Source organism: Marivirga lumbricoides (assembly GCF_014636295.1).
Lineage (GTDB): Bacteria > Bacteroidota > Bacteroidia > Cytophagales > Cyclobacteriaceae > Marivirga > Marivirga lumbricoides.
Genome location: NZ_BMEC01000001.1, coordinates 137,811 through 153,358 on the forward strand (window position 1 = coordinate 137,811; position 15,548 = coordinate 153,358).

Consider the following 15,548-nt stretch of genomic DNA (forward strand, 5'->3'; position numbering starts at 1 on the left):
TAGAATGAGTAATCAAAGTATCAATAATATACAAGATGATATTATAGAGAAGTTCTCCATGTTGGATGGCGATATGGAAATGATGATTGGCTACCTGATGGAATTGGGACAAAAGCTTCCTGAAATGCCTGAATCTCTAAAAACTGAAGAGCAAATTGTTAAAGGTTGTCAATCAAAAGTATGGCTATATGCTTCAGAAGATAATGGTAAGATATATTTTCAGGCTGATAGCAATACTGCCATTACAAAAGGGCTTGTGAGTTTACTTGTTAGCATTTTAAACGGACAAACTGCTAATGATATTTTAGATGCTGATTTGTACTTTATTCATAAAATAAATATGAACAGGTTTATTGGTACGCAACGCTCTAACGGTTTTATGTCAATGATTAAGCAGTTTAAAATGTACGCTTTTGCTTACAAAACAAAATTAGAAAACGAGGCTTAAAATTAATACGATATGTCGGATACAAAACAAGATAATACGGCCGCAGCAACTAATTTGCGGGACAAAGTGATGGAGGCGATTAAGTCTGTTTATGACCCGGAAATACCTGTAGATATTTATGAATTAGGCCTTATTTATGAGGTAAATGTATATCCTGTCAATAATGTTTATATTTTAATGACATTAACTTCCCCCTCCTGCCCTTCCGCTGAAGAAATTCCCGGAGAGGTGGAGATGAAGGTTAAAGCAATTGAAGGAGTGAATGATGTTAAAGTAGAATTGACGTTTGATCCTCCATACTCTCAGGAAATGATGAGTGAAGCTGCTAAACTGGAGTTAGGGTTTATGTAGTTAATTAGAAGCCGGATTTTAGGGCATAGACTCCAGATTAAAGAATTAAAAGGTAAAGTAGAATTATTAATTTTTAAAATAAAAGATCAAAATATATGTATCCAGAAGAAATGGTAGCACCAATGCGTGCTGATCTAACAGAAGTAGGTTTTGAAGAATTAAGAACTTCAGACGCGGTTGTTAATCACCTGAAAGACCATAAAGGGACTTCATTAATGGTAATTAACTCAGTTTGTGGTTGTGCTGCAGGTGCGGCTCGTCCCGGTGTGAAATGGGCTGTTACTTCAAGCGAGAAAAAGCCAAATCATTTAACTACTGTATTTGCTGGTGTAGATCAGGAAGCAGTAGCTAAAGTAAGAGAGATGACAGCTCCTTATCCACCATCTTCACCTTCTATCGCTTTATTTAAGGATGGTGAATTGGTTCATTTTGTAGAGAGACACCACATTGAAGGTCGCTCAGCACAAATGATTGGAGAACACCTTGTACAGGTGTTTGATGAGTATTGTTAAGAGACTAAAATTAAAGATAGTAGAAAAGCCATTGCTGAAAAGTAATGGCTTTTTTGTTTGGCGATATGAAATCAGCTCTGCTTAAAGATTTGATCAGTGCTGATACTGGAGGTAGCGTTTTAAATACACAATACTACTTTCTATTTTTTATGTTTAGCCACTGAAACAAACATATCAATATCCCTACAAACTTCAGACAAAGTAGTTGCAGGTATAGTAGATAATTTTAGTTTATCAAATTTAGTACTGTAAGAAATTTTAGTAGTATCCCCTTTGCTAATAAAAAATGACCCTGATGGTATATATTCAGCTGTTCTATCAAAATCACACTTGAAATGTGCTGTTAGATCAAGGGCTTTTAAATAAATCCTTGGCCAGCTTACATCTTCGTGCACATAAGTAAAAACCCAGCCGGCTGAATTTGCCAATGCCATCAGTTTCCTGACTTCAAGCTGCTGATTTGCAAAACGATCGTTTTCCACTTCATTAAGCTCATCTGGCGAAAATGAATAATACTCACGATCTATTTGCCTTTCTACCTGATTCAACTTATTCTTTTTGAAATAAGCTAGCAACTCGTTTATTTCTTCGGTATCTGCAATAACCGGATGCCATAAGCAAACTTCTTCCTCTTCATCCAACTCAATTATTGCTCCATTTATTTGAATGAGTTGATCTCGTTTGGAGATAAATAATTCTTCACTATCAATACTCTTCCATACCATATTTTCTATCAGAGGGTTCATCAACTCATGTTGAAAGATATATTTATTCCACTCGGTAAATTTCCAGCTTCTATTGTAGAGCCAAAATGATTTTAACCTTTCCTGCAGGCCCTTCAAAATATCACTAATCTGCTTTACCTCTGCAGTAACTTCTTTAAATCGTGCAGCGTGTTGCATTTTTAAGACATCTGGTATAGTTTTCTGACTTTTATGGTTGACTATGTAGGTTTTCGCAATTTTACCTTTATTAAAAGTTAATTGTAGTAAAACATCTTTAAAGTTGTAGGTTTTCACTCCCTGAGAAAAGCCAAAATTTGGTAACGCCTTATCTTCAAGCTCTTCCAAATTGCTTTTATTGTTTGCCTTGTACTTTTCTATGTACTTATCTATAGCTTTAACAAACCGAGGATACTTAGATTTAAGCCTCATTAATTGTAATATTCCATAGGCTATCTCTGAAGGAGAGTTGGCCAAAGCTTCCATACAAAAATTACCTGTTTTTGTAGACCTTGGACCTATACCTGATATTTTGACATAGGACAATTCTGTAACTGCTTTAACTATCAGAAGAGAACGCTCTGTAGACCTTAATATACAAGACCAAATCATGCCTTTGAGAGTTTTATTATATTCATCAAAAAACCATGACTTCTCTTCCCTGCTTTCATAAATTAAGGAATTCAGTTCGTCAAAATATTGCTCTTCACCCATCTCATCAATGATGCTATTCATGTCCGAGACCCACTTCTTATTTGGATTTTTAGTACCTGCAAAAGAAGTAAGGGTATCCATCGCCCGGTACCATTTATGTTTGCTTCTGAGTTGATCAACGTATGTTTCTTTAAACCAGCTCCACTTAACATTTTTAGCAAAGCCAGCTGAAAAAACCTGCTCTCCACCTTCAAACACATCTTTTGAGTTTATTTCATGAAAGGCTTTTCCTTCCATGTTAATATATGAAATACTCTCATATGCCCGGACACCCCTCAATTCCGGAAATCTGAGTGGAATATATTGCTCAGTTAGATACTTAAACTGTGTTACGTTAATTATAGAAAGCGTTGCGATGTACCTGGTATTACCATAATAATCCTTAGAACTACAAATAGGTACAGGTACCAACCTTACACCGACTTGTCGCTCAGCTAAAATTTTATTCAGTACTCCGGTAAAAGAGTGAGGAACTTTGTAGTCTTCTCCCTCTATATTTAAAGCAAACAACTCATGCTCTTCCTGATAATACTGACCCTTATTTACACTTTTAACTGAAGAGGGGACATAAGCATTAAATTGCGAATGGATTGTTAGAACAGATTCTTCAAGTGCATTTTTTGAACCTGTATAAAATCCATAAGAATCTGAGGTAAGCATTGAAACTGAAATAGGGCTCCGATAACATTGTTTTAAAAATTCTCTTTCAAATGTGTTATTATTAGCATCCGCTATTTTACAAAGCCCCTCCACCAACTTCTTTGGCATCGGTCTACTTTCATTTATACCATAAAAGGTGTAGAAGTATTTCGTAAATTGTTGCGTAGCATAGTCACTAAAATTTTGCGTTTTTACATAGTTATCAAATAGAGGTGAATAGAATGATTTAACATGCTCTTTACCAATATATTGATATACAGAAAGCCAGCGATTATAGTCTGAATTTGAAAATTTATTGATGGAAAGTAAATTTTCGGTAATCTCTTTATACAATTTAGATATATCTGATGAAAAGTAGAAAGAACCATGATACATCCAAACATCCATAAAAGAAGGCATTGAATCTTTTGCAGCATTTATGAAGGGCTCTAATTCTTCTCCTATTTCTTTTAACCCTATTTTTTTTCTATCCCTATAGTTAGTTTTTAAAAATATTTCATTTCTTTCCAGGTACAAAATGTGCTCTGTAATTAATAATAATTTGCTTAACTCCAGATTGAAAATATACGATGAGTTAAAATCACTCAGCACTTTCTCTAATTTTAAAATTACTTCCTCTTTTTTATCAGTATAAGTAGTGGTAAGCTTAGTTCTACGATCATACTCTTTAAATATTACCAAATGCGATAAAATCCAGGGAGTCTCATATACAATCCTTCTGGTGGCAATCTCCAATAATATTGAAAAACCATCCTTAAATTCAGATGTCCTGGCATTATTCAGGATGGAATGTACTTGTAATGCGTAACTGAAATTCTGATCCTTTCTGATATATAAGGCATGATAGATTCGTAATATGGAAGAGCCACTACTAATTATCAAGTGTTTTTCAGGATGTGCTGTCAATAGATGACTGCCGCCTGATCTAATTAAATCCGAAATAGCATAATAAGGTTTTCCCTCTTTAAAGAAATGACTCAATATACCCTCAATAATTTCATCGAAAGGATAATGATAGACCAGATTGGTAATAGCTAAAAAAAGAAAATATTTCTCTCTATAGGCTTCAGGATTATGATCATAATTATTTTTTTCGTAGCTATTTGCTAAGAGCACCTCAAGACATGGAGCTAGAAAGTGAGAGTTTATCGCTTCTATTGATAATCCATTAATTTCATATTGCTTTAACACTAGTTGCTTTAGGTCTGGAATAACTTCTGATTCCTCTTCAGCAAATGACTTTACTTTTACTGAAGATGATTTCTTCGATTTAAAAAATTTGTCAAAAAAACCCATATCTGCTTATATTTTTAAGAACTCTTTTTGTACCCTTTAGCTATTTTTTTATGAATCATCTTCTGCATTTCTTCCTCTGCTTTTTCAGGAGACGCAAAGTCTTTTAAATTTTGTTGAGGGTGATTACCAATTCTGCCAAACTGAACTATTAACTGCGTACCCTCCTGAGCTATCTGCCAATACTTGTTACTATTTCCCTCTGTATAAACCAGTCTTTCAAAATGAAGCTCTGTTTTTAGTAGCCCCTTATTTTTCTCTTCAGATTCAGGTTTGACCTCTAATTTTTTTACCTCCTCCTTAGAAGGTTGAGAATTAACAGGAGTATAATAGTCAAAAGTCTTTTCCTGCTCTTCTTTAAGTTCAATTAAAGACTCCACTTCCTCTGGTTCTTTTGCTTCACCGCGAATTACCTGCTCTATTCGTTCAAGCACGCGTTCTGGCTTTTCTAACCAATCTTTAGAAAATACTGTTATCACATTCCAACCAAAGGCATTCAAAATTTGCGGTCTTTGACAATACTGTTCAAGGACATTTCGATTATTGTAATGCTCTTCATGATCAATTAGGATTCCTGTGTTGTATCTTTCTTCTTTCTTATCACGAATACCCAAATCACATTTGAAATAGGATTGTCCGATTGAGGTATCTACTTTATAGCCTCTTTGTTCCAATGCTAACTTTAGCTGCCGTGAAATGATTCTTTCAGTTGCTTCACCTGCACTATTTTGCGTAAGATTTAAACTATCAAGAATAGAATTGGCTTCACTCAGTTTTCCATTTGATATGTGTAGGGCGTATGACAAGAATTTTTTAAAGTAATTAGCTCCTTCATTATAATCATTTTTAATTTCTATAGGAGTAATAGATGTAACCACCACCATATGCATCTTTGCCCTGGAGAAGATTACATTTAATCGCTTTTCGCCTCCCCTTCTATTTATTGGACCAAAATTCATTAACATCTTCCCATTGTGGTTATAACCATAACACACACTCATGATAATTATATCTCTCTCATCTCCCTGAACATTTTCAAGATTCTTAACAAATAAGCCATTATACTGATCCTCATCCATACGTTGGTATTCCTTTTCAAGAAGTGCTTCAAATTCTGGATCGTAGGAGGCAAAACGGTCAAGGGTTTCTTCAATCTCTGATTGTTGCTCTTTAGAAAAGGCAACGATACCAATACTCTTTCTGCTTTTTGACTTTAAAAGTTCTCTTACCATATTGGCTATGTAAGCTGACTCATCTTTATTTCTCTGCTTATCATAAGTGCCATTTTCCAGGTAATGATAACTTATACTTCTGCTTAGTATATTACTTACATCTACTGGCTTTTCAACATCTAAAACAGGTGGAATAGCCTCTATATTGGCTGATTGAATAGTATTATCCGGAATGGTCATTAAACCTCTTCGATAGAAGGCAGCATTACTAAAAGAGATTAAGCTCTCATGTCTGGATCTATAGTGCCAACCTAACATTACAGATGATAACTTGCGAGTTCCCTGATTTAATAAACTATCGGCATCAAGTGTTATACCAATCTTATCTTCTAATTCTTCATCTTCGTCATCTTGTAAATTAATGGCGTTGAAGAAATTGGTAGGTGGCATTTGCATTTCATCCCCTACAATAATGGTTTGCTTAGTTCTAAATAATGCGGGGACACCTTCTTCCACAGTGATTTGGCTAGCCTCATCAAAAATGACTACATCAAACAAAGAGGGATCTATAGGCATGGTATCTGAAACACTTAAAGGACTCATTAACCAAACAGGTTTCAGTGCTGTCATAATTTCATTAGCGTCACTAGAAGCCAAGTCCCTGATAGACTTATATCTCATAGATTTATTAAATTCATTCTCCAATATCCGTCTGCTATTCAGGTAAGTCTTCTTTAATTTTTTACCACTTTCAGTTAATTGTGCAGATGTAGATTCTGTTACTTTGATGATATTAAGAAACTTCTGACGTATTGCTGCACGAATGATTTCAACATTTGCAGCATAGTATTTATCAAATAGTGAATTGATGCGGTTAATGCTTAACCTGATACCATCTTCATCTATTTCTGCAAACTGACGCTCTTTTTCATAAATTTCTGCAAGTGATTTGTATGCTAAATAAAATTCAAAATCTGAGCGTTTCCACTTTTTTGAAGTGAGGCAGCTTTTCATTTCCTCAGAAACATCGGCTAGCTTATTTATAAATGGAAGGAAAGCAGACAAAGAGGCTAAAGCTTTTTCTGAATTATGTAAGACAACTTCAAACTGTTTGAAAGTGTAGTCTAAACTTTCGCCATACAATTTACGGAGATCCCTGGTTAGTGATAAAAATTTATCACTGAATTTGTTTAGATTTCGAATCAGTTCATTATGGTCATCTTTTAGCCACTTTTCTAATATGCTTCCCTTATCATTTTGTTTACTCTTTATCCATTCGGTATCGAGATCATAATTATCAAGTCCAAAATTAGTGACTACTGCTTCTCTTTGATCATTCAATTCCTTAAGTAGTGTGTATTCTAAACTTAAGTTTGACAAAATTGAATTTATATCAGGAGCAACTGCATGTGCAGAGAAATTATAGTTGTCACTAATAATTTTTTTAAGCTTATAGTAGGATGGATTAACAAATCTGAAGATACTTTTCTGGTAGTTATTCCATTGTGAAATTGCGGCTTCGATGTCTTGAGCTGAGAGTTTTTTTACCCAGTGAGTATTTTTTTGTCTTATTTCATTCAAACTTTTTTCCAATTGAGTTACTTTTTCTTCAGCTTCTCTCAAATGCCTTGCTACTTCACTCTCACTATTAAAGACTTCTAATTTCCCTTTCGAAAAAATACCAGCTACTCTAACTGCTACATGGATGTGTTCCTCCCATTCAAGTATTGTAAAATCATCAACATTTTCATCTAAATCATCAATGCTTTCTGAAAACCCATCAATTAAGCGGGTGGCTCTATTGAGTACATCCTGTATTCGGGCTTTTGGGTTGTCTCCTTCAGAAATGTCCAAACTAAGATTAACAAAGGGATGGTTCGCTATAACATCACCCATTTCATTCAATTTAAGGGTGCTAAACCATTCATCAATCCATGTCAAATGCTGTTTCCATTCTGAATAGTTAGGGTATCTTAAAATATCTTTTCCTTTAGGAAAGTCATTTTCTCCCTTTGTGGCATGAAGTATTTCATAGAGTTGAAGTGGGGTAATATCACCATTTCCCATCATATCATGGAAGTAGGTAAGCTTACTCACTTCTGTGTCAATAGCCTTTATTATTGCGCCTCTTTTCGTTTCAATCTGGTTGAAATCAAAATCGTTCTTTAGAAAATCTTCATAGGTTTCCTTCAGGTCCATAATGAAAGATTTCTTGTCAGCTTGTGAATCATGCACTAAACAACAAAGCTCATCTAATGACCTGTTTTTCAACCTATGATATACAACATCAAGTGCAGCTCTCTTTTCACAGACAAAGAGAATTTTTTTATCTCTGGCAACATAGTCTGCAATAAGGTTGGTAATGGTTTGCGATTTTCCAGTGCCTGGAGGTCCTTGAATGATATAGCTCTCTCCAGTTCTGGCTAATTGAATTGCCGATGATTGGGTGGGGTCACAAGAAATAATAGGATAATTATCCTGTAAAGATGTTTCCTTATTCTCTAATTCTTTGGTTCTTTTCGGCTTGTCACTAAATAGTGTCTCAAATATTTCGTCCTCAATGGTCTCATTAATAATATGGTTATAATCTCTGACCAGACTCATTTTGCGGTAATTGAAATTACCAATTGTAATATTACAAGTATCTATTTGCCAAACAGTGGGATTTACATCTCCGTCTTCTCTTGTTGTATATAATGTTCTTAACCTCTCGGAAACTGCCTTATTTTCATCAGGTGTTAAGTCTTCATTGATAACGTACTCTAAAGCATTATTTTTTCTCTTTATCCTTGAATCGAAAATCTGTAATCCTAATGGTTGAAAGCTGCCAGAAGCATAGGAGTAATTGAATGACCGAAGGTTCATGCCACTACTTCTATTCCTGAGGTTTTTATTTTTTAGATTGAAGTTCTTTTTTGCAATGCTGTGTATAAGTTGTATCCTCGGTTTTTTTCTCCATTCTAAAGTAATTCCAGTACCTCCCTCTGCTATCTGTTGTTCAATACTTTTAATTAGGTCTTCAATAGAAGTTGAACTCAAATCAACATAATCAGGCAACGTTATATCGTATAAATCCTTCAGGTAAAAGCTTAAGATTGGATTAACCATCGCTTCGCAATCTTCCACCAGTAATTCAAATCGTTCATTCACTCCTTTCTTCACCACTACTTCAGCGGGAAGCAATAAAAGTGGAGAAGTAATCATTTCATCAGGATTTTGCTTAAAATTATACCAGTGTAAAAAAGCTACAATTACACGCATGGTACTAAATCCGTATTCCGTCTTATTCTTCCTGGCAGTCAACCGAATTTGGTTTAAAGTTGGAGCAATAAATCGGTTATTTTTTATATCCAGGTAATCATTGAGAGACAGTTTCCTCTTAGAAATAAGCTTATCTTTGATCTTATCATTCCAAAAAATAAGGTCTTCTTCCCTGATATTATTATGATCTAAAAGCAATGGGACAGATCCAACAGATAAATTAAGGAAACTCTCTTTATCAGTAAAATAAAGAAGTTTGTTTCTTCTGCTAATATCAAATAATCTGCTTTTTAGTCTTGCAAGAATCCAGTTAGATCTTGCAGAAACATCCTGGCTTCTAAAACCTTCAGTGGTAGTAAGGTCTACATAATGTTCAGGGTTATAAGTACGATAATTCTTTAACTTTATATAAGCTTCTTCAATGTTTCTGGTCCTATCTTCCCTATAAATCTGAGTCATTTCAAAAATGACATTGTGAATAGTAGGATGTAACTCCTTATTGAGGAAGTATAGTCCTTTTCTATTTTCAACAAATCTGGAAAGCTTATCTTTCTCATTAAAATCCAGACCGTAAGCCAGACTTGCCAAATATAAACCTATAACAAAAGTATCAGTTAAGGGATCGCAATGGCCTAATTCCATCTCCCATGATTTATAGCTTTTTAAATAAGCAGGTTGGGTCAAATCTTCCTCATCATTTTTAATGAGGGTAGTTTCATAAGCTACGGATGATGTTTCTAAATCGGTTTTTGAGCGAACGGAGGCTGCAAAATCAATAGCTTCATGCTCAACTGGTTTTAAAAAAAGAGGGTTAGTAGCATATTTGAAATCAACAGGACTACCGACATATGTAAGTTGACCATTATGATAATCTAAGCATAAGGGTGACGTAAGGTGCATCACCTGCTTATTTTCATGAAGTTTTTTAGCGCTTTCAAGTAAAGGAATAACATATGCTACAAAGTCTGCGGAACCTATCAAGCCATGATCCCTGACGATCTCCAACAAATCAAAAAATTGGGATGTCTTGTTTAAATCATTCATTGTAAATACTATCCTCCTTTCCTTCTGTTAATTGCTCCAGTTCTTTGATGACTCTTTCTTGTATTTGTTTAAAGTCTCTTGCTGTTAACTTTAACTCTTTTCTTACAATATTTTCATACTCTTTGCTAATAGAAAGCAGTTCAGCAATTTGAAGAGTATGGCCCATTCCAAGTCCTTCGAGGTCACTGTCTACCATTGTAAAATCAAGCAGAACATAGCAAGCATATTCTTTAACAGAATCATGTGCACTTTCAATTCTCTCTGCAATTGCTTCTATCTTTTCTAAAGATTCCGATTTTGTAAAATTGGAGAAGTATTTTGTACAAAGGTTCATTATACTTGCTGTGTTGATCCATTTGGGCCTTACAATTAATTGAATTAACCTTTCTGTTAATTCAGACATTTCTACTTGTTCAAAAATATCCAGAGAATTCAAGTTTAAAGGTCCGCAGATCATTTTCTTAATCTTGTCAAAATACTCCTCATCTTTTTCAAACCTCAACATTAAAGCTAAGCTTCTTATATAGGATTCCGGATGGGTATGATGCTGGGAGCTTTCAGTATCTCCCTTCATAATTTCTTTTGCTTGTTCCAGATAACTTTCAGGATTAACCTCGCTTAAACCTGTGTTCATTTTAACCAATGTCCTGATTACAACGTGATGATCCTCGCAAATAAGCAATGCGCCAGCATCACAGAAAAGCTCGAGGTACAATTGAAAGATTCGGGCAGTTTCGATAATTGCATCTTCGCTCCTTGAATCATTTGCCAAAGCCAATACTATTCGTTGAGCGATCTCGTACTCCTCATTCTCTATTTTATAAAACAAATAATGACTCAATTCATGAGCCAACAAAGCTTTCATTTCTTCCTTCGTCAATAGATTGAGAAGATTGCCGGATAGCATTATATGAGCTTCTGCATTTATAACAGATATACCTGCATTGAATTGCGTACTATTGTTTTCCTGGTATATAAATACCTTAGCATCAATCGCTAATTTTTTGCAAATCTCATCAGCTGTTGTATACAATTCAGGATATACATCCCTATCCATTCTGTAGGTGTTCTTAAGTAAATTCGTTTTAAACTCCTGAATTTGTTGTTCCTTTAATTTTTCACCACTAAACCAATTCCAGGTTTTTTTCCTAGACTTAAAATGAGCTTTAAGTTTCTTGTGGTATTCAAAAGGTTCAAGTATTTGTAGCGGAAGAGGGGTCGGGTTTTCCATTTAGCAGTTTAAAGCATTTAAGATAGTAAAAATAGATTACCTCATATTGCTTCACCTAGTGTTTTTTAAGAATTCTTTCACTAATGTAACTTATCACATAAGATTACTTAGAATGCAATAACCATTGATATTATGACTACCTCAACGCTGTGTGTAAATATTCCCTTATTGTGATTTTCCTCGTAAAACTAAAAAAGCCCTGAAAATCTCTCGATTAACAGGGCTTTTTATTTATTGTACCTTGGGCCGGAGTCGAACCGGCACGAGTGTTACCTCATTGGTGTTTGAGACCAACGCGTCTACCAATTCCGCCACCAAGGCATTTCCTTAACGGGATGCAAATATATGTATTATTCTGAAAAAAGTAATATAAGACTGCACTTTTAAAAAATATTTTTCATACCCATCCAGAAGTCATATATAGACCTTCGTACCAACCTCTGCATTTCAAAAACTGTGAATTAAAACATATCACTTTTTGACTTATTAAAATAGTATGAAGCGACTTTCAATTCTACTTTTTATAATTTTTAACAGTCTCATTGCTAGGGCGCAACAAAATCCGCTGAATAATCACAACCCTGAGTTCGATTCTTAATTTATTTCAAAGTCTGTCAGAGCGTTTCCGATTGGGAGAGCCTGGGACGCCATTTTATTCATTGAACTCAGCTAATCTCCTGCAATTAATAGTCATTGCCAGGCACAAAGCAATCTTTTCTATTATTCAATAAAATTCAGGTAATGAAATTTCATTGAAAAGATCCCTGGTAATTCTTTCCGTTGCTCTACAAAAATTTCCGGGATGACGATAATTGCCGGCTTTTGTGGTGGTGACAAGCATTTAGTGCTTGCTTATTTAGGTCTTTTTTTCCGCTGGTCTGCGGCTTACAGTCCAGCAAAAAGGGGAAGGTCTGTGAGCCACAGACCTTGGTTTTTCTCTTCATTTGTGCAATAAGATAGTTTTTTACTCAAATTACAATTAGAACGTCATTCCCTTGCAGAAGGGAATCTGTCCATTTCAACAGCATGTTGGAATAGTGTCTTTTTTATAGAATTGGCTTATGCTATAAACCTACAATTAAATAGTCTCTGCCAGAAACAAAGCAATCTTCTCTATTATTCTAGAAAAGTCAGGTAATGAAATTTCATTGAAAAGATCCCTGATAATTTTTTTTCCGTTGCTCTCCAAAATTTCGGGGATTACGACACTTGCCGGCTTTTGTGGTGATGATAAACATTTAGTGCTTGCTTATTTAGGTCTTTTTTTCACTGGTCTGGGACTTACAGTCCAGCAAAAAGGGGAAGGTCTGTGAGCCACAGACCTTGGTTTTTCTGTTTTTCTCAACAAATAGATGCTATGCCAATGAGCCAAAATGAAATGGAAAGGGATTATTAAATCTTAAAGGTTATTTTCCAAGGCAAAACGAACTAAACCAGCTGTATTCTTCACTCCTAACTTACTGACTATATTCTTTCTATGGGTATTAATGGTTAAAGAGGATAAGTACAATCTCTCAGCAATTTCCTGAGTTGTTAAACCATCTTTGATCATTTGTATAATTTGAATCTCCCTTCCGGTAAGTCTGTACTTCATTAGGAATTCATCCGGAAAGCGATCGTTACTATCTGCTTGTTTAAGTATATGGTTTATATGAAAATTATATCGTTCCTCTACTACTTCTTTAATCGTATAAGCTAATTCATCAGGTTCTGCATCTTTTAGAACGTAAGCATCTACTCCAATTTCTTCAGCCTGCCTTACCAGCTTTTCATCAGCATAAGTTGATAATATAATCAATTTACATTCTATACCTTCCTCTTTTATATGCTTAATGGCTGTAAATCCATCCATCCTTGGCATATTAAGATCTATTAAAGCTACGTGAGTGAGATTAAGCCTTAAATAACTAATTAATTTTCTACCATCATTAAACACTCCTTCTACTGAAAAATCTTTGTTTTTCCTTAACAAATTTGCCAGTCCTTCAGCAAAAAGATTGTGATCATCCGCTAATACTATTTTTATCACTTAAGCTTTATTTTGGGGTAAATAAATATCTATACGCGTTCCTTCTCCTGGTTTTGAATTTATCAATAATTCTGCTCCAATAACCTTTGCTCTCTGTTGGAGGTTTACGAGGCCTGAGCCTCTTTCTACTTCTCCCAAATCAAAACCTTTACCATTGTCTTTTAAAACCAAATGTTGATTTTCAGGTATAGTAAAAGAAATCTCCTCAGCAGCAGAATGTTTGATAGTATTATTAATACACTCCTGAATAATTCTGAATAATACTACTTTGTTCTCAGTATTTTCTATACTTAGCTGTCCGTGCTGCTCAAAATACACTTTAAAGCTACCAATATTCCTAATCTTTTTAGCCTCTGATTCTATAAAATCTATTAAACTTATTTCATTGGCCCAATTTAAATTCATTCTGTGCGATAAAGCTCGCAAATCTTTAATCGCATTAGACACCAGTCCCTTTGACTCCCTAATTTGCTCCGGCTCAGGATTGCTGAGGTTTAATTTGATAAGAGATAAAATCTGTCCAATATTATCGTGCAATTCCCTACCAACGTATTCTAGTGTTTTCTCCTGCATTTCCATTTGGGCCTTCATGGTTTCTTCCTGGTACTTCGCATCAAGATGAGCTAATTTTCTTTGATGCTCAAAATATTTTCTTTGATGAATAAAGAGAAAGGCAATAATAAAAGTAACCAGCAACATCAAAATTGCAGTTCCTGATGCTATAATAAAAAAATATTCTGGTCCGCTTTCGGTCATTTATGGCAGGTAATTATAGTTTATAACTATTTTAGTAGCTCAATATAGTTTCTAAAATACGCTAAACTACAAATAATACTATTAAAATACCTACGCTTCTTTCTCAATAAAAAAAGGTTCTATTTAAGTAATGATGTAAAGAAAGGAAAATTCAGTTCAAGTAGCTGAAGTCAAACTTAGCTTTTTCCGGTTGAAATAATCTATAATGAGCGCCAAAGAAAAGAGAGAGTAAGTTATACAGTTTACTATGTTTCTAATTACTAACAATTGAACAGCGATATTCATATTGATTTCTATCAAATAGTTAATTGCAATATTTACTAAAAATCCACCGATGTAAAAGAAAAATAAAGCAATCAAAAAATAAAATAATGGGTCTCTTACTATATCTGAGGATGGATCATCAAAATATTCTTTAAACTTAAAAAATACAAGCATTAAAACCACTAATACTCCAAAATGAGAAGTGTAAGCATTAAACGTATGTAAACCTTCAAAAAAGAGTAAATTAAGGATAGCAAAACCTACATATATTATTGATAAACTGCCTTTAACAGGTTTCTTTAAACAGTTAATTTCTGAACTCACTATAAAAATAAATAGTGCTGGGACAATTAAAAGCCAGATATTATTAATAATAATATTGTTCTGAAATAGCATAATAAATATTACAGCTAAAACTTCTGAAAGAAAAGTATAGATCATTAAAAATCGAAGCAGATTGATGCGTAAATCTTTACTTTGAAGATTAACTGATAGCAGACATGCAATAGTTAAAAAAGAAAAATATGTATTAAATGCTAATGTTATACTGTCCATTCAACATTAAGAAAAAAGCCGTAAAAGCTTTGATTACTTTTACAGCTTTATTTATTTGAAACCTATCCAATTCCCCCTTTAGAACAAGCTGGAGGACATGGTGTACCCATATCATATATAGAGCCTTCATCATCCTCAGATTGTGCTCCATCAGAGCTTTCCATCCCTTCTTTAACTTTAGTAGTTCCAACCAGCACCACATTTTGATGGCCTTCCATAACACCCTGGTAATTTACACCAAAATATATTCTTATACCATCCATATTCGGATTTGATTTCAGCATTTGCTCAAAAACCTCTCTTTTAAACCATACAGATTGGGTATCATCAATACCATAAGTTTCTTTAATAAGTTTTAATCTCTTAGTTTTATAGGCTTCGATCATTTTGGCTGCATCAGTTTTGCTTATTGGAGAGCCTCCGCCTCCTGGAATTTTGCTTGACATAATTAAAATTGTTTAAATACAATTCTAAAATAGTTGTAATAATTACTTAATCCTAGCAATTAGCCCACTTAAAACATTAAATTTCTAAGA

10 protein-coding genes and 1 tRNA gene are annotated in these 15,548 nt (G+C 34.3%); 3 read left to right on the plus strand and 8 right to left on the minus strand.

Annotated elements, in window-relative coordinates; genetic code table 11:
• Window positions 1–4: 4 nt before the first annotated feature.
• The 3 genes from IEV85_RS00615 (at window position 5) to IEV85_RS00625 (ending at window position 1,311) form a co-directional block, all read left to right on the plus strand.
• Window positions 5–448: a SufE family protein gene (locus tag IEV85_RS00615; protein ID WP_188459862.1), complete on the plus strand. Its 444-nt coding sequence runs from the start codon at window positions 5–7 to the stop codon at window positions 446–448.
• 12 nt (window positions 449–460) lie between these two features.
• A complete protein-coding gene (locus IEV85_RS00620; RefSeq protein ID WP_188459863.1) occupies window positions 461–799 on the plus strand; it encodes an SUF system Fe-S cluster assembly protein in 339 nt (112 codons plus the stop codon).
• A gap of 95 nt (window positions 800–894) precedes the next feature.
• Window positions 895–1,311, plus strand: a complete 417-nt coding sequence (locus tag IEV85_RS00625; protein WP_188459864.1) for a BrxA/BrxB family bacilliredoxin — start codon at window positions 895–897, stop codon at window positions 1,309–1,311.
• A gap of 140 nt (window positions 1,312–1,451) precedes the next feature.
• Here the strand turns inward: IEV85_RS00625 and IEV85_RS00630 are convergent, their stop codons facing one another.
• The 8 genes from IEV85_RS00630 to IEV85_RS00670 all read right to left on the minus strand — a co-directional run bounded on the left by IEV85_RS00630 (window position 1,452) and on the right by IEV85_RS00670 (window position 15,458).
• Window positions 1,452–4,703 (minus strand): DUF4132 domain-containing protein, encoded by a 3,252-nt coding sequence (locus IEV85_RS00630; RefSeq protein ID WP_188459865.1) that lies wholly within the window; start codon window positions 4,701–4,703, stop codon window positions 1,452–1,454.
• A 14-nt stretch (window positions 4,704–4,717) separates the two neighbouring features.
• Window positions 4,718–10,177: an AAA domain-containing protein gene (locus tag IEV85_RS00635; protein ID WP_188459866.1), complete on the minus strand. Its 5,460-nt coding sequence runs from the start codon at window positions 10,175–10,177 to the stop codon at window positions 4,718–4,720.
• Window positions 10,170–11,408, minus strand: a complete 1,239-nt coding sequence (locus tag IEV85_RS00640; RefSeq protein WP_188459867.1) for a M48 family metalloprotease — start codon at window positions 11,406–11,408, stop codon at window positions 10,170–10,172. The genes IEV85_RS00635 and IEV85_RS00640 overlap by 8 nt, the downstream gene beginning before the upstream one ends.
• Before the next feature lie 237 nt (window positions 11,409–11,645).
• A tRNA-Leu gene (locus IEV85_RS00645) sits at window positions 11,646–11,729 on the minus strand.
• Window positions 11,730–12,807: 1,078 nt separating this feature from the next.
• Window positions 12,808–13,437, minus strand: a complete 630-nt coding sequence (locus tag IEV85_RS00655) for a response regulator transcription factor (RefSeq protein ID WP_188459869.1) — start codon at window positions 13,435–13,437, stop codon at window positions 12,808–12,810.
• Window positions 13,438–14,193 carry a sensor histidine kinase gene (locus tag IEV85_RS00660; RefSeq protein WP_188459870.1) on the minus strand — a complete coding sequence of 252 codons (756 nt, stop codon included), beginning with the start codon at window positions 14,191–14,193 and terminating at the stop codon, window positions 13,438–13,440. It lies immediately after the preceding gene.
• Window positions 14,194–14,349: 156 nt separating this feature from the next.
• Window positions 14,350–14,898 (minus strand): hypothetical protein, encoded by a 549-nt coding sequence (locus IEV85_RS00665; RefSeq protein ID WP_188459871.1) that lies wholly within the window; start codon window positions 14,896–14,898, stop codon window positions 14,350–14,352.
• Window positions 14,899–15,074: 176 nt separating this feature from the next.
• Window positions 15,075–15,458 (minus strand): hypothetical protein, encoded by a 384-nt coding sequence (locus IEV85_RS00670; RefSeq protein WP_188459872.1) that lies wholly within the window; start codon window positions 15,456–15,458, stop codon window positions 15,075–15,077.
• Window positions 15,459–15,548: the final 90 nt, after the last annotated feature.

Excerpts from the sequence above, each read along its gene's own strand:
- IEV85_RS00615 (WP_188459862.1), top strand. The coding sequence starts at position 5 with ATGAGTAATCAAAGTATCAATAATATACAAGATGATATTATAGAGAAG.
- IEV85_RS00665 (WP_188459871.1), bottom strand. The coding sequence starts at position 14,898 with ATGATCTATACTTTTCTTTCAGAAGTTTTAGCTGTAATATTTATTATG.
- IEV85_RS00635 (WP_188459866.1), bottom strand. The coding sequence starts at position 10,177 with ATGAATGATTTAAACAAGACATCCCAATTTTTTGATTTGTTGGAGATC.
- IEV85_RS00630 (WP_188459865.1), bottom strand. The coding sequence starts at position 4,703 with ATGGGTTTTTTTGACAAATTTTTTAAATCGAAGAAATCATCTTCAGTA.
- IEV85_RS00625 (WP_188459864.1), top strand. The coding sequence starts at position 895 with ATGTATCCAGAAGAAATGGTAGCACCAATGCGTGCTGATCTAACAGAA.
- IEV85_RS00620 (WP_188459863.1), top strand. The coding sequence starts at position 461 with ATGTCGGATACAAAACAAGATAATACGGCCGCAGCAACTAATTTGCGG.
- IEV85_RS00670 (WP_188459872.1), bottom strand. The coding sequence starts at position 15,458 with ATGTCAAGCAAAATTCCAGGAGGCGGAGGCTCTCCAATAAGCAAAACT.
- IEV85_RS00660 (WP_188459870.1), bottom strand. The coding sequence starts at position 14,193 with ATGACCGAAAGCGGACCAGAATATTTTTTTATTATAGCATCAGGAACT.
- IEV85_RS00640 (WP_188459867.1), bottom strand. The coding sequence starts at position 11,408 with ATGGAAAACCCGACCCCTCTTCCGCTACAAATACTTGAACCTTTTGAA.